Source organism: Caldisericia bacterium (genome assembly GCA_026414995.1).
In the GTDB taxonomy this organism is placed as follows: domain Bacteria; phylum Caldisericota; class Caldisericia; order B22-G15; family B22-G15; genus JAAYUH01.
The window spans coordinates 14,167-36,781 of the sequence record JAOAHY010000004.1; the positions used below are offsets into that span (position 1 = coordinate 14,167).

The 22,615-nt window shown below is 27.1% G+C and carries 23 protein-coding genes, 3 tRNA genes and 1 other RNA gene; 25 read left to right on the top strand and 2 right to left on the bottom strand.

Annotated features, from left to right (window positions below; all coding sequences use genetic code 11):
- Window positions 1-8: 8 nt before the first annotated feature.
- From N3D74_02365 to rnpB, 9 genes are all read left to right on the top strand, one after another.
- Window positions 9-845, top strand: coding sequence for an RnfABCDGE type electron transport complex subunit B (locus N3D74_02365; GenBank protein ID MCX8095023.1), 837 nt, complete (start codon window positions 9-11; stop codon window positions 843-845).
- The gene (locus tag N3D74_02370; GenBank protein ID MCX8095024.1) at window positions 842-3,340 is read left to right on the top strand and encodes an IgGFc-binding protein; all 2,499 of its coding nucleotides are present in this window, start codon (window positions 842-844) and stop codon (window positions 3,338-3,340) included. The genes N3D74_02365 and N3D74_02370 overlap by 4 nt, the downstream gene beginning before the upstream one ends.
- Window positions 3,341-3,343: 3 nt before the next feature.
- Window positions 3,344-4,153, top strand: coding sequence for an MEMO1 family protein (locus N3D74_02375; GenBank protein MCX8095025.1), 810 nt, complete (start codon window positions 3,344-3,346; stop codon window positions 4,151-4,153).
- Window positions 4,146-4,658 (top strand): AmmeMemoRadiSam system protein A, encoded by a 513-nt coding sequence (gene amrA, locus N3D74_02380; GenBank protein ID MCX8095026.1) that lies wholly within the window; start codon window positions 4,146-4,148, stop codon window positions 4,656-4,658. The genes N3D74_02375 and amrA overlap by 8 nt, the downstream gene beginning before the upstream one ends.
- 3 nt (window positions 4,659-4,661) lie before the next feature.
- Complete coding sequence (locus N3D74_02385; protein ID MCX8095027.1) at window positions 4,662-5,117, top strand: nucleoside deaminase; 456 nt, start codon at window positions 4,662-4,664, stop codon at window positions 5,115-5,117.
- Window positions 5,104-5,196 (top strand) — tRNA-Ser (locus N3D74_02390). The genes N3D74_02385 and N3D74_02390 overlap by 14 nt, the downstream gene beginning before the upstream one ends.
- A gap of 18 nt (window positions 5,197-5,214) precedes the next feature.
- Window positions 5,215-5,763, top strand: coding sequence for a cysteine hydrolase (locus N3D74_02395; protein ID MCX8095028.1), 549 nt, complete (start codon window positions 5,215-5,217; stop codon window positions 5,761-5,763).
- Window positions 5,760-6,950 carry a nicotinate phosphoribosyltransferase gene (locus tag N3D74_02400; GenBank protein ID MCX8095029.1) on the top strand — a complete coding sequence of 397 codons (1,191 nt, stop codon included), beginning with the start codon at window positions 5,760-5,762 and terminating at the stop codon, window positions 6,948-6,950. Before N3D74_02395 ends, N3D74_02400 begins: the two co-directional genes overlap by 4 nt.
- Before the next feature lie 13 nt (window positions 6,951-6,963).
- Window positions 6,964-7,293, top strand: an RNA gene (gene rnpB / locus N3D74_02405) — RNase P RNA component class A.
- A gap of 4 nt (window positions 7,294-7,297) precedes the next feature.
- On the opposite strand, the gene N3D74_02410 is transcribed toward rnpB, so the two are convergent.
- Window positions 7,298-8,404, bottom strand: coding sequence for a SufD family Fe-S cluster assembly protein (locus N3D74_02410; GenBank protein MCX8095030.1), 1,107 nt, complete (start codon window positions 8,402-8,404; stop codon window positions 7,298-7,300).
- A complete protein-coding gene (locus N3D74_02415) occupies window positions 8,392-9,129 on the bottom strand; it encodes an ATP-binding cassette domain-containing protein (protein MCX8095031.1) in 738 nt (245 codons plus the stop codon). Before N3D74_02415 ends, N3D74_02410 begins: the two co-directional genes overlap by 13 nt.
- Before the next feature lie 69 nt (window positions 9,130-9,198).
- Here N3D74_02415 and N3D74_02420 point away from each other — a divergent pair, with 69 nt between their 5' ends.
- The 16 genes from N3D74_02420 to N3D74_02495 all read left to right on the top strand — a co-directional run bounded on the left by N3D74_02420 (window position 9,199) and on the right by N3D74_02495 (window position 22,597).
- Window positions 9,199-10,446, top strand: coding sequence for a glutamate-5-semialdehyde dehydrogenase (locus tag N3D74_02420; protein MCX8095032.1), 1,248 nt, complete (start codon window positions 9,199-9,201; stop codon window positions 10,444-10,446).
- A gap of 50 nt (window positions 10,447-10,496) precedes the next feature.
- A complete protein-coding gene (proC, locus tag N3D74_02425; GenBank protein ID MCX8095033.1) occupies window positions 10,497-11,300 on the top strand; it encodes a pyrroline-5-carboxylate reductase in 804 nt (267 codons plus the stop codon).
- Window positions 11,301-11,342: 42 nt separating this feature from the next.
- A complete protein-coding gene (locus tag N3D74_02430) occupies window positions 11,343-12,056 on the top strand; it encodes a radical SAM protein (GenBank protein ID MCX8095034.1) in 714 nt (237 codons plus the stop codon).
- A gap of 38 nt (window positions 12,057-12,094) precedes the next feature.
- Window positions 12,095-12,685, top strand: coding sequence for a 16S rRNA (guanine(527)-N(7))-methyltransferase RsmG (gene rsmG / locus N3D74_02435; protein ID MCX8095035.1), 591 nt, complete (start codon window positions 12,095-12,097; stop codon window positions 12,683-12,685).
- A 44-nt stretch (window positions 12,686-12,729) separates the two neighbouring features.
- Window positions 12,730-12,807, top strand: a tRNA-Pro gene (locus N3D74_02440).
- Between the two features lie 22 nt (window positions 12,808-12,829).
- Window positions 12,830-12,906: transfer RNA gene (locus N3D74_02445), tRNA-Pro, on the top strand.
- Window positions 12,907-12,917: 11 nt separating this feature from the next.
- On the top strand, window positions 12,918-14,354 hold the full coding sequence (locus N3D74_02450) for an aminotransferase class V-fold PLP-dependent enzyme (GenBank protein MCX8095036.1): 1,437 nt from the start codon (window positions 12,918-12,920) through the stop codon (window positions 14,352-14,354).
- Between the two features lie 35 nt (window positions 14,355-14,389).
- Window positions 14,390-14,701 carry a chromosome partitioning protein gene (locus N3D74_02455; GenBank protein MCX8095037.1) on the top strand — a complete coding sequence of 104 codons (312 nt, stop codon included), beginning with the start codon at window positions 14,390-14,392 and terminating at the stop codon, window positions 14,699-14,701.
- The gene (locus tag N3D74_02460) at window positions 14,702-16,651 is read left to right on the top strand and encodes a V-type ATP synthase subunit I (GenBank protein ID MCX8095038.1); all 1,950 of its coding nucleotides are present in this window, start codon (window positions 14,702-14,704) and stop codon (window positions 16,649-16,651) included.
- A gap of 17 nt (window positions 16,652-16,668) precedes the next feature.
- Window positions 16,669-17,151, top strand: a complete 483-nt coding sequence (locus tag N3D74_02465; GenBank protein MCX8095039.1) for a V-type ATP synthase subunit K — start codon at window positions 16,669-16,671, stop codon at window positions 17,149-17,151.
- Window positions 17,148-17,735, top strand: coding sequence for a hypothetical protein (locus tag N3D74_02470; GenBank protein ID MCX8095040.1), 588 nt, complete (start codon window positions 17,148-17,150; stop codon window positions 17,733-17,735). Before N3D74_02465 ends, N3D74_02470 begins: the two co-directional genes overlap by 4 nt.
- The gene (locus tag N3D74_02475; protein ID MCX8095041.1) at window positions 17,732-18,505 is read left to right on the top strand and encodes a V-type ATPase subunit; all 774 of its coding nucleotides are present in this window, start codon (window positions 17,732-17,734) and stop codon (window positions 18,503-18,505) included. Before N3D74_02470 ends, N3D74_02475 begins: the two co-directional genes overlap by 4 nt.
- Window positions 18,498-18,809, top strand: a complete 312-nt coding sequence (locus N3D74_02480) for a hypothetical protein (GenBank protein ID MCX8095042.1) — start codon at window positions 18,498-18,500, stop codon at window positions 18,807-18,809. Before N3D74_02475 ends, N3D74_02480 begins: the two co-directional genes overlap by 8 nt.
- Window positions 18,810-18,812: 3 nt before the next feature.
- On the top strand, window positions 18,813-20,582 hold the full coding sequence (locus tag N3D74_02485; protein MCX8095043.1) for a V-type ATP synthase subunit A: 1,770 nt from the start codon (window positions 18,813-18,815) through the stop codon (window positions 20,580-20,582).
- Window positions 20,583-21,974: a V-type ATP synthase subunit B gene (locus tag N3D74_02490; protein MCX8095044.1), complete on the top strand. Its 1,392-nt coding sequence runs from the start codon at window positions 20,583-20,585 to the stop codon at window positions 21,972-21,974. It abuts the gene before it with no gap.
- Window positions 21,971-22,597: a V-type ATP synthase subunit D gene (locus N3D74_02495; protein ID MCX8095045.1), complete on the top strand. Its 627-nt coding sequence runs from the start codon at window positions 21,971-21,973 to the stop codon at window positions 22,595-22,597. The genes N3D74_02490 and N3D74_02495 overlap by 4 nt, the downstream gene beginning before the upstream one ends.
- The last annotated feature ends 18 nt before the right edge of the window (window positions 22,598-22,615 follow it).

Here is a 22,615-nt window from a genome sequence, read left to right on the forward strand (position 1 = left end):
AAATTTATATGAATATAATTTTAAAATCTGTTGTTATAATGGGGGGTATTTCAATTATTTTTGGAATTCTATTATCTTTTTTTAATAAAATTTTTGAAGTAAAAGTTGATGAAAGGGTTTCTGAAATTCAATCACTTCTTGCTGGTGCAAATTGTGGAGCTTGTGGTTATCCTGGATGTGAAGCATTTGCAAACGCAATAGTAAATGAAGGAATAGATCCAACAAAATGCAAAGTAACAAATGGAGATAATATGAGCAGAATTCTTGAAATCGTGGGTAAAAACCCTTTAAATATTGATAAAGAAAGACCTGTATTAAAATGTGTTGGAGACATATATACAGAAATTAAAAGAGCAAGTTATTCTGGAATTGAAGATTGTCGAGAAGTTCAATTTGCTTTTAATGGTGATAAAAATTGTGAATATGGGTGTGTTGGTTTTGGAACATGCGAAAGAGCATGCCCTTTTGATGCAATAAAAATGAAAGATGGTCTACCAGAATTTGATTACGACAAATGTACTGGATGTGGAATTTGCTCTAGAATTTGTCCAAGAAATGTAATAATAATGTTAAAATGGAGTAATTATGGAATTATTATGTGCAATAGTCCCAAAAAAGGAATTGATGTTAGAAAAGAGTGTAAAAGAGGTTGTATTAAATGTGGTATTTGCATTAAAGTTTGTCCAACTAAAGCAATTTCATGGGGTGAAAATGGTTTACCTAAAATTGATATGAATTTATGTGATCTTTGTAAATTATGTGTTGAAAAATGCCCAACTCATGTTATAAAAATACAAAGAGATGATGTTATACTAATATATGAGGAGGAAAAAATAAAAGTTTGAAATTTAAGAAAATTATTTACAACAACATTATGTTAAATTATAATAAAAATGTGAAAAAAATAATAATTATATTTATTTTATTAAATTTAATTTTTGTTATTCCAAAAATAGGTTATTCAGAAGAAAAGGGATATAAAAAAATTATAACAATAAAAGAAAACGGAGGAATTTTAAGAAACCCAAATTTTATATATTTAACAATAGAAGATGAAAATTTAAAAAAAGATTCAAATTTTATTCTAATTGATTCTAAAACTAATAAAGAAATACCTGTTCAATTAATAAATCAAGAGGATAAAAAGGTTAAAATAAGATTTGAATTAAATTTAAATAAAGGTGAAGAAAAAAAATTAGAATTTAGATTTGCAACTAAAGAAAAAAGAACAGAATTAGAAAATATATATTTTTCATATCCAAATTTTATTGGAACTGAATTTTATGGTATTTCATTTGAAAAAATTTATATTGTTGGTTTGAAAGAATGTGATGTAAAAGTAATTACAAAGGATGGAAAATCTCTTTTTGAAGGAAAAGTTAAATATGGGCAATTTAAAAGAATAGATCTTTCAAAACCTCAAATTTTTTATGTTAAATCAACAGGTCCAATTATGGTCATTTCTTCTTCAATTGGTGATACAAATATAAATGAACCGCAAGATAAAAGTGATGATGATTTAACTTATTATATTGGAAGCGAAGGTGTAATTTTTACTAATAAAGATATGTTTATTTCTTCTTTTGCTGATAATAATAAAATTTATATAGAAGATGCTGGAGGAAAATTAATATACAATGGAAAAATTGATAAGTTAAATCCACTCACATTCTCTTTTAAATATGCTTCAGTTATTTTATTTAAATCTGATTATCCTGTTTTAATTCAATATGGAAATTTTGATGATTCACCTTTTTTGCCAATGATTTCTTATAAAGGAAATTTAAATGCATTCTCATTTAAAGATTTAACTGTTTTTTCTCCAATTTCTGATATAAATTACAATATCAATTTAATAAAATCGAAAAAAAATTTAAAAGGTACAATAAATAAATCAGAAATTAAAGAAATTGAGACAGAAATTGAGGGATTTGATCTTAATATACAAAAATTGTCATATATTTATACATTCGGAACTTCATCAAATTTTGGTGGAGAACAAATACTATCAGTAACAGGAATTCCAAATGAAAAAGAGTTTAATTTTATTACTGGAAAAATTTCAACAAAATTCTCAAAAGGCCACAAAAGAGTTATTTATGTTTTGGCATTAGAAGATGATACTGAAGTAAATTTAATTGATTATAACAATAATAAAAATCAAAAAGTTACACTTCAAAAAATGTCTATTTTTCAATATGAAACTGAAATATCTAAATCTCAAATTTCAATTAAATCAAATAAAGATGTACTTGTTTTTGAATCAACAAATCACCTTACAAGGGAAATATTATTTAATATTTCACCAGTAAAGGATGAATCTATTTTAATAGATATAGGAAAAACAGAACCTATTGGTACAGGAACAACACCACCATCGAAACCTGAAACACCAACTGGAAAACCCCCAAAAGTTGAAATACCAGAGGGTCTAATAAATATAATATTATGGGAAATTACTCTTCTGCCACTAAGATTTACTAATTTTATTAATAATTTAAAAATTGTTAGTGATTTATTTAAGAATATTGAATTTATAAAAATTGCTTTACCAAAATTTTCTATTAAACTTCCAGCTTTTATTGATGAGATACTGCCTCCATTTTTAAAAGGTTTTAACTTTTTCTTATTAATTATTTTAATTATTCTATTATTAATTTTGATAATTCTTTTAATGAGAAGAAAAAAGATAGAAAAACCAAAAGCACAAATTGAAGAAATTGAAGAGATTGAAATACCTGGTGTAGAAAAAATAAAAAAAGAGCCTAAATTAGAAGAAGTTCAACAAAAACAAGAACAGATTGAAGAAATAAAATTAGAAAAAGAGGAAGTAATAGAAATTAAGCCAGAAGAGAAAGAAAAAGAAACAATAGAATTTAAAAAGGATTATGAGATAAAAGAAGAATCAAAATTTGAAGAAACTATACCAGTTATTTCGATACCAGAAAAACCAAAAGAACTTATACCAAAAGAAATAGTTTCAGAAAAAATTATAGATACAACAATTTTAAAAGGTAAAGTTGTCATTGATAGAAAAACTTTATTAAAAATAATTGAATTAGATTTATTTCCATTTCTACAAGAAGCGTATATCGATTCGAAAGCTGTTTCAGATTTGCCAATTAAATATAGAACTTCTGAAAAAATTAAACCAGTTGAATTAACTAAATATGAAGAAAGTATGGCAGAAGACCTTGGTAAAAGAGTAGGTGGTTCAAAAGAAACAGGAGAAGCTATTGCAATTGCGTTAAGAATGAAAATTGATAAATGCATAGTAGGTGAAAAGTTTAATAGAGTATTTCAAAATATAAATATATATTCTTATGAGAAATTAGGGTGAGTTATGAAATTTTTAATTGGAGGTATTTCTCCACATCCCCCACTTTTAATACCTGAAATAGGTGGTTTAGAAAGAAAATATGTAAAAAAAACCGATGAAAGTTTATTTATTCTTGCTGAAAAAATTATAAAACAAAGAGTTGAAACCATTCTTTTCATGTCACCTCACTCTCCTTTTATTAGAGATGGTATAACAATTTTTTCAGGAGATACCTTATATGGAGATTTTTCACAATTTGGAGCAAGTGAGGTTTGTTTTGAATATAAAAATGATATTGAACTTGTTGATTCTATCATAAATATAGGAAAAAATTTCGGAATTAAATTTTATAAACTTCCACCTGATTATACACTTGATCATGGTATTTTAGTTCCACTTTATTATCTAGATAAATTAAAGGATTATGAATTTAAAATTGTCTGTATGAGTCAACATTTTACACTTGATAGAGATAAATTTAAAATTTTTAAAGAAATTTTTAATGAGATTGATTTACCTGATAAAAGAATAGCTTTTATTGCTTCTGGAGATATGTCTCATAGATTACTTTCAACAGGTCCTTATGGATTTCATCCAAGTGGACCCAAATTTGATAATTTAGTTATAGAAGCAATTAAAAATGAAAATTTTGAAGATTTACTATCTATACCAGAAAATTTAATTGAAGAAGCAAGCGAATGTGGTTATAGATCTATTCTAACACTTTTTACATTAATGCCATTTGATGAATTTAAAGCAGAAATTTTATCTTATGAAGGACCATTTGGAGTAGGATATTTAGTTTGTATAGTAGAAAGGAGAGAAAATGCATAAACTTGTAAAACTTGCTAAAAATACAGTTGAACTATATGTAAAACAAAGAAAGATTTTTATACCAAATTTAGATGAATATAAAGAGTATTTAAATATCAGAAAAGGAGCTTTTGTTACTATTCATAAAGGGAAAGATTTAAGAGGTTGTATTGGTACATATCTACCAACAAGAGAGAATGTAATTGAGGAAATTATATACAATGCAATTGCATCTGCAACTGAGGACCCTAGATTTCCACCAGTTTCTCAAAATGAACTCGATGAATTAACATATTCTGTTGATTTGCTTGAAGAGCCAGAAGAAGTAAAAGATTTAGAAGAACTTAATCCCCAAATTTATGGAGTAATTGTTTCAAAAGGTTTTCGAAGAGGTCTTCTTTTACCTAATATTGAGGGTGTTGATAGTGTGGAAGAACAATTAAGAATTGCAAAACTTAAAGCAGGTATACATCCAAAAGATACAGATGTAAAAATATATAAATTCAAAGTTACAAGATTCCATTAATAAATGAATAAAAAAGATGAAATTTATATGAAGGTAGCCCTCTATGAGGCAAAGAGGGCTTTTTTAGAATATGAGGTACCTGTTGGAGCTGTAATTGTAAAAGACGGAATAGTAATTTCAAGAGCACATAATAAAAAAGAGAAAAATAAAGATTCTACATCTCATGCAGAAATAAATGCAATAAGAATTGCAACTAATAAATTGAATGATTGGAGATTAAATGGTTGTGAAATTTATATAACTAAAGAACCTTGTTTAATGTGTGCAGGTGCAATTATTGAATCTAGAATTAAGAGAGTTATATTTGGTTTTTTTGATAAAGAACATGGCGCTTTTGGAGGTAAAATAAATATTTTGGAATATTTAAATGCTAAAATTATAATAGTGAATGGAATTCTTGAAAAGGAGTGTTTTGAAATATATAGAAATTTTTTTGAAATTTTACGGAGAGGTGGCTGAGCGGTCTAAAGCGCCTGCCTCGAAAGCAGGAAAGCGGATTTTATCCGCTTCGCGGGTTCAAATCCCGCCCTCTCCGCCATATATTTAGGAGGAAAAAATGAAACCATTTGTTCTAGTAGTTGACATGATTCATGATTTTATTGATGGTAAATTTAAGAATGAAAGGGCAAAAAAAATAATTCCAAACATACAAAAACTAATTGAATTTGCAAGAGAAAAGCAAATTCCAATTATTTATTTAAAAGATTCTCATGAAAAAGGAGATCCTGAAGAGAAACTTTGGGGCGAACACGCTTTAAAAGATTCAAAAGGAAGCGAAATTATTGAAGAACTTAAACCTAAAAAAAATGATTATATAATTTTAAAAAGAACTTATTCAGGTTTTTTTAAAACTGACCTAGATCTTTTATTAAAAAAATTAGAGGTTGATACTGCTTTTGTAGTTGGAATTTCCACTGACATTTGTGTTCAAAATAATGTTGGAGAATTATTTTATAGAGGATTTGATATTTATGTTTTAAATGATGGAACAGCATCAATAAGTGAAGAAAACCATGAAATTGCATTGAATTATATGAAAAATATTTTTAATGCGAAAATTATCTCTCTTGAAGATGCACTAAAACTTCTTGAGGAGGTAAAATGAAAATTTTTAGAGTACCAACAGAAGAAGAAATCAAACAAGGATTATGCACTGATGCATATTTTGTAAGAACAGAAGAAGTATTAAAAGGACTAAACGATGAAACAGAAGTAACTATGGAACTTATGACTAAAAAATTTCCTGATAAAAATTATACATTTGGAGTTCTAGCAGGGCTTTATGAGGTTGCAAAACTTCTAGAGGGTTTGCCAGTCGATGTGGATGCTATGGAAGAGGGAGATTTTTTCTTTCCAGAGGAACCTGTTTTAAACATTTCAGGTAAATATATTGATTTTGTTAGATATGAAACATCAATATTAGGTTTTATATGTTCATATTCAGGTATAGCATCAAAGGCAATTAGAGTAAGAATTGCAGCAAAAAATAAAACAGTTCTCTCATTTGGAACAAGAAGACAACATCCATTTCTTGCTCCAACAATTGAATATGCAACATACATAGCAGGATTTGATGGAGTATCTAATGTAATTGGTGCTAAATATTTAGGCAAAGAAGCAGTTGGAACTATGCCTCATGCATTAATTCTTGTTCTTGGAGATAATAAAAAAGCATTTAAAAGCTTTGATGAAATTGTTGATAAAAAAATTCCTAGGATATGTTTAATAGATACATCAGGCTCACCTATTACAGAACTTGAAGATGCATTAGAAGTTTTAGGTAAAAATTTAAAGGGTGTTAGAATTGACTCTGGTAATTTAAAAGCAATTGGAAAAGAAATAAGATGGTATTTGAACCTGAAAGGTAGAAATGATGTTTTGATATATTTCAGTGGTGGTTTAGATGAATATTCTATCGTAGAATTAAATGATGTTGGTGATGGCTTTGGAGTTGGAACAAAAATTGCTGATGCTGATGTTATTGACTTTGCATTAAAAATTATAGAAGTAAATGGAAATCCTAGAGCAAAAGTTGGAAATTATCCAGGAAAGAAACAAGTATTAAGAAATGAAAAATTTGAAGATATAGTAACATTATATGGCAATAAAAAAGAGGGGTTTAAAGAGCTTTTAAAACCATTGATCAGAAATGGTAAATTAGTAAGAGAAATTCCTGAACCAGATAAAGTTAGAAAAAGAGTCTTAGAAAATTTAACTTTATTACCAGATTATTTAAAAACAATAGTTGGGGAGAAAGAATTTCCTGTTAAATTGATACCTAATTTAGTATAATTATATATGGAACTTGGAAGAAGAGATGGTCGCAGTTAACCTCTTTAAAGGTTAACTGAGGAAAGTCCAGGCTCCATGGGCAAGAGTGCTGAACGCAAGTTCAGCGGGAGTAATCCCGGGAAAGTGTCACAGAAACTACACCGCCAGGATCTTTTAATCCTGGTAAGGGTGAAAAAGTGTGGTAAGAGCACACTATGGGATCAGGTGACTGATCCCATGGACAAACCCCACTCGGAGCAAGGTCAAATAGGAGAACTTTGCCCAATTATATAAGTTCTCGGGTTGACCGCTTAGATAGATGACCATCTTAAACACAGAACCTGGCTTATCTTCTTCCAAGTTCCTATTTACATTCCTTTAAAGGTTAATTCTATTGCTGTATCTATAGATCTTTGTAATATTTCAGGCAGACCCTCAATTTTAACATTTAAAAACCCTCTTAAAATTAGTGAGATAGCGTCATCTTCTTTTATTCCTCTTGACATTAGATATTCAATTTCATCTTTAGCAATTTTTCCAACAATTGCTTCATGACTCATTTCAACATCTTTATTTTTAGAATATAATTCAGGAATTGTAATAATTTCTCCTAAATCTTTTAACATAATTCCGTTGCATTCCATATGTGCTTTAATATTCTTACCTTTTCCTATAAGTGACCCTTTTGAAATTATTTTTCCACCATCACTTATAACTCTACTTATTATTTCACCACTTGTTTCGTCACCATTCAAGAAAATTTTTCCACCAATATCAAGATGTGTATCTTTATCAGCAAAAAGAATTGAAACAAGTTTTGCTTTTGCTCTTTTTCCTACTAAATAAATATTAGGTTCACTTTGAGTACTTCTGACTTTCTTTAATGAAACATAATTTGAAATAAATATTCCATCTTCATCTACAAGTGCTGCACTTCTAGGTCTAACAATAACATTGGGTGCCCAATCATGAATCATAGTAAAAGAAATTTTTGCGCCTTTTTTAACATAAAATTCTGTAACTGCAATATGGGAACCTCTATCTGAATATGTTGCAGCTGCGCAACCATTTATTAAGTTTAACTCAGAGTTCTCTTCTGCTATCACTATATTATGAACTATTTGTGAATAACCTATCTTCTTGATCAAAAAACATGTTTGAATTGGTAAATGAGTTTTAACATTTGGTAAAGTTCTAATAAAAAAACCAGATAAGCCTTTTTTTGCTACTAGTCTAGTATAAACATCTTTATCTTTATCTATTATTCTAAAAATATAATTATTAAGTTCAGGATACTTTTCTAATGCTTCTTTAAGTTGTAAAATTTCAACACCTTCTTGCTTCAAACTTATATTATATATACCTTTATCAATAAACAAAAATGATCCAATTCTATTTTTTTCTTCTATATCTACTCCAACTTTAAGGAGTTTTTCTATATCTTCTTTTTTTAAATCTTCATCTATGTTATACATCTTTCACAACCTTTAAATCCATTTTCTTTTATGTTTCTTAAAATTTCATTTGGATTTCCTTCACATAAAATTTTTCCATCATATAAAACATAACCTCTGTCAACTTCAACAAATTCAAGAATACCACCTGTATGTGTTATTATTATTCCAGATTTTTTTCTATTAACAATATTTAAATCTTTTTGTAAAAGTTTATTTATTGTATCACCTATAATTTTTATATTTTCAAGGTCAACTCCAGATTCTGGTTCATCAAAAATTATAAAATCTGGGTCTTGAGCAATAAGTTGAATAAGTTCAGATCTTTTTAATTCTCCACCTGAAAAACCTAAATTAATATCTCTTTCAAGAAGGTCATTTAATTTTAAAATATCAATGTAATTCTTATAATTACTGTTATTTGATATAATTTCAAGAATCTTTTTAAATTTAATTCCTTTTATCGAAGGAGGCTTTTGAAATAAAACTCCAATTCCTAACTTTGCTCTTTCATCAATTGAAAGATCGTTTAATAATTTATCTTTAAATATTATTTCTCCTTTTTTTATTTTATAACCACTAAAACCAAGGATTGTTAAAATTAGAGTTGTTTTGCCACTACCATTTGGGCCAAATATAGATATTGTATCACCTTCTTTAATTGTAAGGTTTATTCCTCTTAAAATCTCTTTACCATCAACTTCAACATAAAGATCATTTATTCTTAAAATTTCTCTTTTCTCCATATAAGACCTTTTTAAATTATAACACTAATATTATAATTGATATAATTTAACAAAAACAAGAGGTGTGTCATGCTTGAAGTTGAAGAGAAAGCAAAAAAAGCATTTTTATCGAAAATAAAATTGGGTGAGTTAAGTAGTGAAATAAAAAATCATGTATTAAATATTATGGCTGATAAATTAATTCAAAATATTGAAAAAATTTTATATGAAAATAAAAAAGATATTTTAAATGGAGAAAAAAATGGTCTTTCGAAATCTTTGCTTGATAGATTATTGCTTAATGAAAAAAGGATTTTAGATATGGCACAAGGCATTAAAAATTTAGTATCACTTCCAGATCCAGTTGGTGAAATTGTAGAAGGAACTACAAGGCCAAATGGATTAATAATTTTAAAAAAAAGGATCCCAATAGGTGTTGTTGGAATGATTTATGAAGCTAGACCAAATGTTACAGTTGACGCAATTTCTATTTGTTTAAAAAGTGGAAATGCAGTTATCTTAAGAGGAGGTAGTGAAGCAATTAATTCTAATCTTATCCTTTATAAAATTTTAAGCGATGTTGCTTATAAAAATGGAATTCCTGATGGAGCTATTCAAATGATTGAAAATACAGATAGAAAAGAAGTAGAAGCAATGTTTAATTTAATTGAATATATTGATGTAATTATACCAAGGGGAAATAAGAATTTTATAGATTTTGTTAAAAGAAATTCAAAAGTTCCAGTTATTGAAACAGGAGCAGGTGTTGTTCACATATATATTGATAAAGAATTTGACTTAGAAATAGCTAAAAAAATATTAGTAAATGCAAAGGTTCAAAAGCCATCTGTTTGTAACGCAGTTGAAAAACTTTTAATTCATAAAGATATTCCAAAAGAATATGTAATTGAAATTTTAGATGAATTAAAGAATAATAATGTTGAAATTATTGGAGATAAATATATAAATTCAATTTATAAAGATTCAAAACCTGCAACTACAGAAGATTGGGATTTAGAATATCTTGATTTAAAAATAACAGTGGGTATTGTTAAAGATATTGATGAAGCAATAGAACACATAAATAAACATAGCACACATCATTCTGAAGCAATAATATCAAATAATTATGAAAACATAATGAAATTTTTGAATTTAGTTGATTCTGCTTGTGTATATGCAAATGCATCAACAAGATTTTCAGATGGTGGCGAGTTTGGATTAGGTGCAGAAATTGGAATTTCTACACAAAAATTACATGCAAGAGGACCTATGGGTTTAAGAGAATTAACTTCAACAAAATATATTATTTTAGGTTCAGGTCAGATAAGAAAATAATTGTTTATGCTAAACTTATATTGATTAAACCTTCTAAGGAGGTTAGAAATATGAAAATAAGTTTTTTTGGTGCAGGAAAAATGGGAGAAGCAATTTTATCAGGTTTAATTAACAAAGGTTTTAATAAAGAAGAAATATTTGTTTCTGAAATTGTTGAAGAAAGATTAAAATGCATAAAAGAAAAATATGGAATTAATGGTTCAAATAAAAGTTTAGATGCTTTTAACTTTGGTGACATTTTAATTTCTGCTGTTAAACCTCAAAACTTAAAAGATTTATCAGAGGAACTTAAAGAACAGGATTTTAAAGATAAAATTTTACTTTCTATAATGGCAGGTGTAAAAATAGAAAAATTATTAGAGTCATTTAAAGTAAAAAAAGTAGTAAGAACTATGCCTAATATAAATGCACAAATTGGTGAAGCTGTAACTCTATGGACAGATATTGGATTAAATGAAAGTGAAAGAGAATTTGTGAGAAAGATTTTATCATCATTTGGTGAAGAGATTTATGTTTTAAAAGAGGATCACATTGATATTGGAACATCAATTAGTGGTTCAGGTCCTGCTTATGTTTTTTATTTTCTTGATGCTTTGATTGATGCAGGAGTTTATCTTGGTCTTTCAAGAGATGTTTCAGAAAAACTTTCAATTCAAACAATTTTAGGATCTATTTTACTTAAAAAACAAACTCAAGAAGAAGCACATAAATTGATTCATATGGTAACATCCCCAGGTGGTACTACAATTGAAGCATTATATAAATTTGATGAGAATAGATTAAAATATACAATTATGAGTGGTGTTATTGAAGCATATAAAAAGAGTAAATTGCTTGGTGAAAGCAAAAAATAACATTTATAAGTGATAATAGCAATTATGTTATAGGAGTTAATAATGTATGAAAACATAAAAGTTAAAAAAGTTATTGAAAGAAATATCAAAGAATGGGATGGTAAAGGTGCTACAATTTTATATCTTGGTGGATGCAATTTTAGATGTCCTTATTGCAATCAGAGGGATTTAGTTTTAAATCCATCTTTACTTCCTGATATACCTTATGAAGAGATAAGAAATTTTTTATTGAGTAATAGAAAATGGATTGAAGTTGTGGTTATTAATGGTGGTGAGCCTTTTTTAAATCCTTCTCTTTTACCCTTACTTCAAGATTTAAAGAAATTAGGCTTTTTAACAAAAGTATTAACTAATGGTTCAAATGAAGCATTAATTAGAAAATTACTTCCAACAAAATTAATTGATTTACTTTCTATTGATATTAAAGCTCCAATAAATGAATCAAAATACAAAGAAGTTGCGAAAGTAAGTATTGATTTAAGAAATATTAAAAATTTGTTACTTTTTTTAAAAAATAGTTCTTTTGATTATGAAATTTCAGTAACTCCTCATCCATCAACTATGAGCGAGGAAGATTTTGAAGAGATTATTGACAATATTGGTAGTATAAAAAGATTTGTTATTAGAAAAATCGAAAAAGGTGATTTTTTAGATGAAAAAATTAAAAATATAGATACATATTCAGATGAATTTATCCATATGCTTTATTTAAAAGCAAAAAGATGTTTTAAAGATGCATTAGTAAGATTGATCTAAAAATTGTAAATTTAAATTATATTTTAACTTTTAATAATATGAATGATTTATTAAAAAAAGATTTAGATATTGAGAAATATATTAAATTAAATAGATATTCAGAATTACTATTGAATTCACCAAAGAAAATTCCCATTATGTGTGAATTGAATTTAGATAAAATTTATAAAAAATATATTGAAGAGTCATTTTACTATATAGATTATATAAATGATGGAGAAAAAGTTTTAGATTTAGGAAGTGGCGCTGGTTTCCCTGGGATACCTTTATCAATTATTCTTGAAAATTCTGATTTTTATTTAATTGATAGAAAACAAAATGTTTGTAAATTTTTAAATTATATAAAAGAAAATCTTAATTTAAATAATGTTTATATTTTAAACTTAAGAGCAGAAGAATTAAAAAAAGAAAAATTAAAGTTTAACAAAGTAGTTGCAAGAGCATTTAATAGAATAAATTATATTTTAGATCTTATAGATGAAATAATATATAAAAATGGATTAGTGATTCTTGGAAAAGGAAGAAATTTAGACAATGAAATTAACTCTCAAATTAACAAAAATTTTATGTTATATAAAAAAATAAAAACATATTTTGGTTATATTGTTGTTTATAAGAAAATTAATTAAATATTATTGAAAAAAATTAAATTTAATATAAAATAAAGAGAGGTCGGGGCGTGGCGCAGGTTGGCTAGCGCACCAGCATGGGGTGCTGGGGGCCACTGGTTCAAGTCCAGTCGCCCCGACCATTTTAATTTAAATTACTAAAAACGGGATATGGCCCAGTTTGGAAGGGCGCTTGGTTCGGGACCAAGAAGTCGTGGGTTCGAATCCCACTATCCCGACCAGGAAGTGAAAAATGGATAAAAGAATCCCTTTACTTTTTGCATTAAAAAATTATATTGATAAAAAAAGACCTGCATTTCATATGCCAGGTCACCACAGAGGAAAGGGTGTTCATAAATTTTTAAAAGAACTCTGGGGTGAAAATATATTTTTATTTGATATTACAGAAGTTGAAGGTATGGATTACCTTCATAAACCAGAAGGTGTAATAAAAGAGGCACAAGAATTAGCAGCAAAGGCTTTCGGTGCAAAAAAAACTTTCTTTTTAATAAATGGAAGCACTGTAGGGAATCTTGTCATGCTTGTTTCAACATTGAACCCAAAAGATAGTGTGATACTTCAAAGAAATTCCCACAGATCTATTATTGGTGGTCTCGCAGTTTTTGACTTAATTCCAGTATATATTCAATCTGAAATACATGAAACTACTGGTATTCCATGGGGTATTAAACCAGAAACATATGAAAAAGTTGTTAAAAATAATAATTCAAAAGTATCTTTTATAACTTCACCAAACTACTACGGAATGTGTGAAAATATTGAGGAGATATTAAAAATAGGTAGAAAGTATAATCAAACTATGCTTCTTGATGAAGCTCATGGTGTACACTTTCCTTTTAATTCAAAACTTCCAATTAGTGGAATAAAATTAGGATATGATATGATAGTTCAATCTGCTCATAAAACTCTTCCATCATTAACTCAAACTTCATTTTTACATATAAATGGAGAAAATATTGACATGGATAGAGTTTTTGATGCATTAACTTTTCTCGAGTCATCATCTCCAAGTTATCTTTTTATGACATCATTAGATGTTGTAAGATATCAAATGGAAACAGAAGGAGAGAAAATTTGGAATGAGGTTTTAGAGTTAGCAGAGTATACAAGAAATGAAATAAATAAAATAGATGGTTTGTACACTATTGGTAAAGAGATTCTTAATGATGGAATATATGATCTTGATTTAACAAAGATTACTGTTAATACAAAAAATATTGGTCTTACCGGATTTGAGGTTGAGGAAATTTTAAATAAAGAATATAATATAGAGATAGAACTCTCTGATTCAAATAATATACTTATATTTTTAACACCTGGAATAACTAAAGATGAGATTGATGCTCTTATTTTAGCTTTGAAAGATATAGTTATGAAAAAAAGAAAAAAACCAATTGAAAATAATTTTGTTTTACCAGAAATACCACCTATGGCTGCAACTCCTAAAGAAGCGTTTTTAAGAGAAAAAGAAATTATTGAACTTACTAATGCAAAAGGAAGAATATCAGGAAAAATTGTTTCAGCATACCCTCCAGGTCTTCCAATTCTTGTTCCAGGTGAAATAATAACTGAAAATATTTTGAATTATTTATTAGATCTTAAATCACAAGGAGCTAATCTTCAAGGATTTATGGATAAAGATTATAACTTTATTAAAGTTTTAAAATAATATATAATAATAAAGTTGGTTTTTTAGGAGGGTATATGGAGGTTGACTTTATACAAAAGATTTATGAAAAAGAAAAGGAAATAGAAGATAGAATTGAGAAATTTAAAAAGGATTTAGAAGAAGAAAGAAAAAAGTTTATAAAAGAAAATGAAGAATATTTAAAAAAAGTAGAAGAAGAATTTTCAAAGAAACTAGAAGAAGAGTTATTAAATTTAGAAAAAGAGTATGAAGATAAATTAAATCAAAAAATTGAAACAATAAAAGAAGATTTCAAAAACAAAAAAGAAAAATTTGAAAAGAACTTTGAAAAAGCATTTGATTTTATTTTAGGGAGGATTCTAGAATAAATGGCAATAGATAGAATGCTTGAAATTCATATCTTTTTGCCAAAAAAAGAATTTTCTAAATATTATCAATTTTTAAAACTCGAAGGCAAAGTTGAAATTGATGAAATCCAAAATATAAATGGTCTTTCATATTTTAAAGATAAAGATCCAGAAAAATATGATGAAATATTAAAACAAATTGAATTTTTAATACAAGAATTATCAAAATTTAAAAAGAAAGGTAATTTTATAAAAGATTTTATTCCAGAAAGAATTGAGTTAAGTTTTAGTGAACTTCAAAATTTAGTACACAATTTTGATATTAAAAAAGTTTATGAAAAAATACATAGTATAACAAAAAAAGAGGAAAAAATTAAAGATGAAATAAAAGATATAGAACATAAATTAAAAGTTCTTTCACCATATTATAACTTAAATTTAAATATTGAAATTTTATCACTTATAAAAACTTTGAATTTAAAAATTGGTGAATTAAAAAAGGTAAATTTTAAAAAAATAGAAGAGAATAAAGAAAGATGCGAGACAAGAATTATTTCAGAAGATAAAAATAATTTTTATATTTTAATTGGTTATAAAAGAGAAGATTTTGAATTTGAAAAATTACTCGAAAAATTGGAATTCAAAGAATTAGAGATTAAGAATTTCAAAGGAAAACCTAAAGAAATTGTTGATATGTATAAAGATAAATTGATTTCATTAAATAAGACTCTTGAGGATTTGGCTAAAGAAAAGAAAAAAGAATCTAACTCTATAAAAAAAATTGAAATAATAAGAGAGTATTACTTAGATAAAAAATATGAAGAAGAAACTAAATCAAAAATAGTTGAGTCAAAATTCTTAACCTATATATTCGGATATATTAGGGAAAAAGATTTTAATGAACTAAAAAATAAAACAAAAGAGAAATTTCAAAGAGTTTTAATATATGCTCAAGAACCAAAAAATATAGAAAAAGTTCCTGTTTCTCTTTCAAATAATAAATTTATTAAACCCTTTGAGATGCTTGTTAATATGTATGGTTATCCTAAATATAGAGATTTTGATCCAACTCCTTTTTTAGCACCATTCTTTATTTTATTCTTTTCTCTTTGTTTTGGTGATGTAATATATGGATTGCTTCTAATACTAGGCTCTTTTTTTATAATTAAAAAATTTAATGTTCATGAAAAAGACAGGAATTTCTTTTATTTCTTTATAATTCTTGGTATATTTTCAACTATTGTAGGAGTGTTAACAAATTCATATGCAGGTGATTTAATATCTTTTCCAAAACTTGCAATAATTGACCTTCTTGAGGAAAAACCAGGTGAAACTCCAGGTCTCATAAAAATGCTTATTTTTTCTCTTGCTGTTGGTTTTATAACACAAATTTTTGGTTTAATTTTAAAAGCATTAGATAATATCAGAAAAGGAAATATATTAGATGCAATATTTGATCAATTTTCTTGGATTATTGCATTAATTGGAATTATTCTTTATATTGTTTTATCAAAAAATCCAATTTTATCTAAAATTGGTTTATATTTATTCATATCAGGAATTTTAATAATAGTATTAACTGGTGGAAGGAGTTCTAAAAAACTAACCGGAAAAATAATTGGTGGGATTGTTTCTTTATATGGTATTGTGAGTTCATATGGTTTTTCTTCAGCATTAGGAGATATTCTTTCATATTCCAGATTACTTGCATTGGGATTTTCAACAACAGTCTTGGGAATTCTTATAAACACAATCGCAAGGATGTTTTCAAAAGGAATTTTAGCACTGTTAATAATTCCATTAATTTTAGTATTAGGTCATGGATTAAATATATTTATGGGTCTTTTGGGATCATTTGTTCATCCAACAAGGTTAATATTTTTAGAGTTTTTTGGGAGATTTTATGAAAATGGTGGAAAGAAATTTACACCATTTAAGTTTAAGAGTGAAAAAGTGATAATAAAAAACTAAAGAAAGGAGTGGTTAATATGTCAGAAGTTTATGGGTTAGTTTTTGCAATTTTAGGTATGGCCTCTGCGATTACATTAGCTGGAATTGGATCTGCAATTGGTATTGGAATTTCAACAATGCAAACTGCTGGTGTTCTCTCAGAAAAGCCTCATTTATATGGAAAACTTTTCGTTATTACTGCACTTCCAGGAACACAAGGTTTTTATGGTTTCATACAACTTTTCTGGATTGCAACAAGAATAGGTTTGTTTGGAGGAGTTCCTAAAATACCAGTTAATACCGGAATGCAGCTATTTTTTGTAGGTCTTGGAATGGGTATGGTTCAACTTATTTCTGCGATTTGGCAAGGAAAAGTTTCTGCAGCATCAATTAATCTTGTTGCAGAAAAAGAAGAAGAGGCAGGTAGAGCAATAATTTTACCAGGTCTTGTTGAAATTTATGCAGTCATATCACTTATTGCAGCAATCTTAGTAACTCAGTTTATAACCCAAGGTCTATGAATATAGATGAATTAATTAAAGAAATTGAAATAGAGGGGGAAGAAGAGATAAAAAATTTAAATGAAAAATTTAATCAAGAAATAGAAAAATTAAAAAAGGATTATGAAGAAAAAGTCAAGTTTATTCAATTAAAATGGAATGAGTTGATAGAAAAGGAAAAAACTTCTTTTAGAGAAAAGAAAGAACTAGATATTAAAAATAAAATAGAATTAATAATTCTAAATTTCAAAAATGAAATTTTAGAAAGTTTTAAGAGTTATTCATATCAGTTATTAGAGTCTCTTTCTGTAAAGAATTTAAGAGATTTTTATAAAAAAGAAATAATAAAAAATGTCGAATCATCAGATGTTGAGGTTCACTTCGATAAAAAGATAAAAGAGATTTTTAATGAAAATTTTAAAAAAGAGATTACAGAAGAAATAGAAAAGAGATTTCCAAATACCCATATAAAATTTATAGAAGATAATGAAGTTTTTGTGAAAGGAAAAAGTTATATCTCAAAAATCTCTCTTGTTGATAAATTTAATGAAATTTTTAATGAGAATATTCTCAAAATTTCAAAAATTATATTTGAAGAAACATGAAACTGAAATTTAGTAACTATTCTTATTTATCAGCAAAATCAATCATACTTATAAGTTATTTTCCAAAAGTAGAAACATTAAAATCATTTTTATCTCTCTCAAAAGAAGTTTTTTTAGATCATATTAAAAAAAGTTATGAAATTGAAACTGAAAGTTTAAATTTAGATGAAATTTTACTTCTTGACTGGAACGACACAATAAAAAGATTTAAAAGAATTCTTTCTGATGAAAATCTGTATAAATATTTCGAGATTGAAAAAGAATATGAAATTATTAGAGATGAAAATAATCTATTTGAAAAGGAATATGAAAAAATTAAAAAAGAACTCTTTCTTTTAAACTTTTCAGATTTCTTTAAAAATTTTATAAAGTTAAAAATTGATTTCTATAATATTTTAAGTTTCTTAAAACACAAATATTTTGGTACTTATTTTAGATTTATTGATAGCGGAAGGCTAAATTACAGATTGTTCAAAAATTATGAAAAAGAATCATTAGATAGTTTTATTGAATTTATTAATTTAAAATATCCTGAAACTTATGAAAAAAATCCAATAATTTTTTTTGAACTATTCGACAAAAAAAGAGATGACATATTAATAAATTATCTGAAAAATTCAAAATTTTTAGTATTTGGCCCTGAGATAATTTTTTCCTATCTTGTTCTTAAAAGCTTAAATAATATAAATCTTAGATTAATTTACCATGGAATTACATATAATTTACCTCATGATGAAGTGCTAAGGAGGTTAAGAGTTATAAATGAGTAAAATTGCATATTTTGGAGATGAAATAATTTCTAAATTTTTATCTTCTTTTGGAATAAAAACTTTTAGTGAAAATATTATTGAAAATTTTATAAATTCATATAAGAATGATGAATATTCAATATTGATAATATCAGAAGAAGTTTCTCATGAAATATTAAAAGTTTATGAAGAATTAAACAAGAAAATTTTACCAGTTGTTTTATTTTTACCTTCAAAAGGAAAAAGAGAGGAAATAAATTATAAGTATATTAAAAAACTTACTGAGAAAGCAATTGGAGTTGATATTCTTGAAAAAGGAGAATAAATCATGGAAAAAGGAATAATTTCAAAAGTTTCTGGTCCTCTTGTTGTAGCAAGAGGGCTTAAAAATGCAAAAATGTATGATGTTGTTTATGTTGGAAAACTAGGTCTTCTTGGAGAAATAATTCAAATTAAAGAAGACCTATCATTTATACAGGTGTATGAAGAAACAAGTGGAATAGGCCCAGGTGAAGAGGTTATAACATCAGGTGAGCCACTTTCTGTTGAATTGGGTCCAGGTCTTATTGGTTCAATTTTTGATGGAGTTCAAAGACCACTTGACATCATAAGCTCAAAACATGGTTCTTATATTGTAAGAGGTGTTAAAGAAAATTCAATTCCAAGAGATAAAGAGTGGGAATTTGAGGCAATAATAAAGGAAGGAGAATTCGTTGAAGAGGGGGACATAATTGGAGTTGTACAGGAAACAGAGATTGTTAAACATAAAATTTTAGTACCAATTGGAATTAGAGGTAAGGTAAAAAAAGTATTTAAAGGTAAATTGAAAGTAGAGGATCCAGTTGCAATTATTGATTCTGATGGAAAAGAAATAGAAATTAAAATGTTAACTCATTGGCCTGTTAGAATTCAAAGACCATTTAAAAAGAAACTACCACCAGATATACCTTTAATAACTGGTCAAAGAGTTATAGATGGTTTCTTTCCTATTGCAAAAGGCGGCACTGCTTGTATACCTGGTCCTTTTGGTTCTGGTAAAACTGTAACTCAACATCAACTTGCAAAATGGGCTGATGCAGATATTATAGTTTATGTTGGTTGTGGTGAAAGAGGAAATGAAATGACAGAAGTTTTAATAGAATTTCCAGAACTTAAAGACCCAAAAACAGGATATCCTCTTATGAAAAGGACAATATTAATTGCAAATACATCTAACATGCCTGTTGCTGCAAGAGAAGCTTCAGTTTTTACTGGGATTACACTTGCAGAATATTTTAGAGATCAAGGATATGATGTTGCTCTAATGGCTGATTCAACTTCAAGATGGGCTGAGGCAATGAGAGAAATTTCAGGTAGATTAGAAGAAATGCCCGGAGAGGAGGGGTATCCCGCTTATCTTGCATCTAGAATCGCTTCTTTTTATGAAAGAGCAGGAAAGGTTATTTGTCTTGGAAAAGATTCAAGAATATCCACTTTGAGTGTTATTGGTGCTGTTTCTCCACCAGGAGGTGATCTTTCAGATCCTGTTGTGCAATCAACTTTAAGAGTAACAAAAGTTTTTTGGGGACTTGATGATGCACTTGCTTCACAAAGACACTTTCCTGCTATTAATTGGTTAACAAGTTATTCTCTATATACAGTTGACTTAGATCCTTTTTATAAAAAAAATATAAGTGAAGAATTTCCAAAATTAAGAGAAAAAGCAATGGAAATTCTTGAAAAAGAAGCAGAACTTGAAGAAATTGTAAGGTTAGTTGGTATAGATGCTTTATCTCCAAAAGATAGATTAATACTTGAAACTGCAAAATCAATTAGAGAAGATTTTTTGCATCAAAATGCTTATCACGAAATTGATACATACACATCATTAAATAAACAATATTTTATGCTTAAAGCAATTCTTTTATTTTATGAACTCGGAAATATAGCATTAGAAGAAGGTGTTGAACTTGAAAAAATAATAAATCTTCCATTTAGAGTTGATATTGCTAGAGCTAAATATATTGATGAGAAAAGATTAGAACTTTTTGATGAACTATACAAAAAAATAAAAGAAGGTTTTAATGAAGTTATGAATGTTAAGGAGGAAATTAAATAAATGGCAAAAGAGTATTTGACAACAAGCGAAATCGCTGGTCCATTAATGGTTGTTCAAGATGTTTCAGGTGTTAAATATGGAGAACTTGTTGAAATTACTCTCAAAAATGGAGAAAAAAGAAGAGGACAAGTTATGGTTGCTGAAGAAAATAAAGCGCTTATTGAACTTTATGAACCTTCAATTGGAATAGATCCTAAAGAAGCAAGAGTAAAATTTACAGGAAAAGGTCTTGAAGTTCCAGTTTCAAAAAATATTTTAGGTAGAATTTTTAATGGTTTTGGAGAACCAATCGATGATGGACCAAAAATTATTCCTGAAGATTTAAGAGATATAAATGGAAATCCTATTAATCCATATTCAAGAGACTATCCAAATGAATTTATTCAAACAGGAATATCTGCTATTGATGGATTAAATACTCTTGTTAGGGGACAAAAATTACCAATTTTTTCAGGAAGTGGACTTCCTCATCCAAGACTTGCTGCTCAAATAACAAGACAATCTAAAGTTTTAAAAACAGGAGAACAATTCGCAGTTGTATTTGCTGCTATGGGTATCACTTTTGAAGAAGCAAACTTTTTCATTTCAGACTTAAGACAAACTGGTGCAATTAATAAATCGGTTTTGTTTATAAACTTAGCAAATAACCCAGTTATTGAAAGAATTGCTTTACCAAGAACTGCTTTAACAGTAGCAGAGTATCTTGCATTTGATCTTGATATGCATGTTCTTGTTATTTTAACAGATATGACGAACTATTGTGAAGCACTTAGAGAAATTTCTGCTGCAAGAAAAGAAGTTCCTGGAAGAAGAGGTTATCCAGGTTATATGTACACAGATCTTGCAACAATTTATGAAAGAGCAGGAAGAATTAAAGGAAAAAAAGGTTCAATAACACAAATTCCTGTTGTTAGTATGCCTGAAGATGATAAAACACATCCAATTCCAGATTTAACAGGTTATATTACAGAGGGTCAAATATTTTTATCTAGAGAACTTTATAAAAAGGGAATATATCCTCCAATTGATGTAAGACCCTCTCTTTCAAGATTAAAAGATAGAGGAATAGGAAGAGAAAAAACAAGAGAAGATCATTCAGATTTAATGAATCAATTATATGCAGCATATTCAAGAGGAAAAAACGCTGAAGAGTTAGCAAAAATTTTAGGAGAAACTGCATTATCAACTGTTGATAGAATTTTTGTAAAATTTGCTGAAAGATTTGAAAGAGAATTTGTAAATCAAGGTGAATATGAGAATAGATCTATAGAACAAACATTAGATATTGGATGGAAACTTTTATCTATGATCCCAATACCTGAATTAAAGAGAGTAAGAGAAGAATATATTGAAAAGTATCTTAAAAGATTCTTAAAAGAGGAGAAAGTATGAAGTTAAGAGTAAATCCAAATAGAATGGTTTTGCTTACTCTAAAAAAGAGACTTACAGTTGCAACTCGCGGTCATAAACTTCTTAAAGATAAACTTGATGGAATGATTAAAGAATTTGTTTCTTTAATAAAAGATTTTAAAGAAAAAACAAAAAATTTGGATGAAGAATTTTTAAAACTTGAAAAATTAATAATATTATCTTATTCTCAACTTGGAAAAGAAAGATTTGATTTATTAACTAAAAAAAGATTAGAAATATCCTTAACCTATGAAAAGAAAAATATTATGGGGGTTAATGTTCCTCAATTTAAAATAAAAAGTATTAGTGAAATTTTTAACTATCCTTATACACTTTCAAATTTTGAGTTTGATTTAGCAAATCAAGTTTTTAAAAATTTTATTGAAAAATTAATTGAATATATAAATATTTATAAAACATTAGAAGAACTTGCTAAAGACATAGAAAGAACAAGAAGAAGAGTAAATGCACTTGAATATATTTTAATTCCTTCTCTTAATGAAACAATAAAGTTTATAAAAATGCGACTTGATGAACTTGAAAGGGAAACACACGGGAGATTAACAAGAATTAAGGAGATAATAAGAGGAGAGGCAGAAAGATAAACTGCTTCTCCTCCTTTT

What these genes read in the sequence shown, in the direction of transcription:
- N3D74_02470 (MCX8095040.1), top strand. Translation starts at nt 17,148, where the DNA reads ATGAATATAGATGAATTAATTAAAGAAATTGAAATAGAGGGGGAAGAA.
- rsmG (MCX8095035.1), top strand. Translation starts at nt 12,095, where the DNA reads ATGAATGATTTATTAAAAAAAGATTTAGATATTGAGAAATATATTAAA.
- N3D74_02410 (MCX8095030.1), bottom strand. Translation starts at nt 8,404, where the DNA reads ATGTATAACATAGATGAAGATTTAAAAAAAGAAGATATAGAAAAACTC.
- amrA (MCX8095026.1), top strand. Translation starts at nt 4,146, where the DNA reads ATGCATAAACTTGTAAAACTTGCTAAAAATACAGTTGAACTATATGTA.
- N3D74_02395 (MCX8095028.1), top strand. Translation starts at nt 5,215, where the DNA reads ATGAAACCATTTGTTCTAGTAGTTGACATGATTCATGATTTTATTGAT.
- N3D74_02400 (MCX8095029.1), top strand. Translation starts at nt 5,760, where the DNA reads ATGAAAATTTTTAGAGTACCAACAGAAGAAGAAATCAAACAAGGATTA.
- N3D74_02385 (MCX8095027.1), top strand. Translation starts at nt 4,662, where the DNA reads ATGAATAAAAAAGATGAAATTTATATGAAGGTAGCCCTCTATGAGGCA.
- N3D74_02365 (MCX8095023.1), top strand. Translation starts at nt 9, where the DNA reads ATGAATATAATTTTAAAATCTGTTGTTATAATGGGGGGTATTTCAATT.
- N3D74_02450 (MCX8095036.1), top strand. Translation starts at nt 12,918, where the DNA reads ATGGATAAAAGAATCCCTTTACTTTTTGCATTAAAAAATTATATTGAT.
- N3D74_02465 (MCX8095039.1), top strand. Translation starts at nt 16,669, where the DNA reads ATGTCAGAAGTTTATGGGTTAGTTTTTGCAATTTTAGGTATGGCCTCT.
- N3D74_02430 (MCX8095034.1), top strand. Translation starts at nt 11,343, where the DNA reads ATGTATGAAAACATAAAAGTTAAAAAAGTTATTGAAAGAAATATCAAA.
- N3D74_02375 (MCX8095025.1), top strand. Translation starts at nt 3,344, where the DNA reads ATGAAATTTTTAATTGGAGGTATTTCTCCACATCCCCCACTTTTAATA.
- N3D74_02455 (MCX8095037.1), top strand. Translation starts at nt 14,390, where the DNA reads ATGGAGGTTGACTTTATACAAAAGATTTATGAAAAAGAAAAGGAAATA.
- N3D74_02420 (MCX8095032.1), top strand. Translation starts at nt 9,199, where the DNA reads ATGCTTGAAGTTGAAGAGAAAGCAAAAAAAGCATTTTTATCGAAAATA.
- N3D74_02415 (MCX8095031.1), bottom strand. Translation starts at nt 9,129, where the DNA reads ATGGAGAAAAGAGAAATTTTAAGAATAAATGATCTTTATGTTGAAGTT.
- N3D74_02485 (MCX8095043.1), top strand. Translation starts at nt 18,813, where the DNA reads ATGGAAAAAGGAATAATTTCAAAAGTTTCTGGTCCTCTTGTTGTAGCA.
- N3D74_02460 (MCX8095038.1), top strand. Translation starts at nt 14,702, where the DNA reads ATGGCAATAGATAGAATGCTTGAAATTCATATCTTTTTGCCAAAAAAA.
- N3D74_02495 (MCX8095045.1), top strand. Translation starts at nt 21,971, where the DNA reads ATGAAGTTAAGAGTAAATCCAAATAGAATGGTTTTGCTTACTCTAAAA.
- N3D74_02490 (MCX8095044.1), top strand. Translation starts at nt 20,583, where the DNA reads ATGGCAAAAGAGTATTTGACAACAAGCGAAATCGCTGGTCCATTAATG.
- N3D74_02475 (MCX8095041.1), top strand. Translation starts at nt 17,732, where the DNA reads ATGAAACTGAAATTTAGTAACTATTCTTATTTATCAGCAAAATCAATC.
- N3D74_02480 (MCX8095042.1), top strand. Translation starts at nt 18,498, where the DNA reads ATGAGTAAAATTGCATATTTTGGAGATGAAATAATTTCTAAATTTTTA.
- proC (MCX8095033.1), top strand. Translation starts at nt 10,497, where the DNA reads ATGAAAATAAGTTTTTTTGGTGCAGGAAAAATGGGAGAAGCAATTTTA.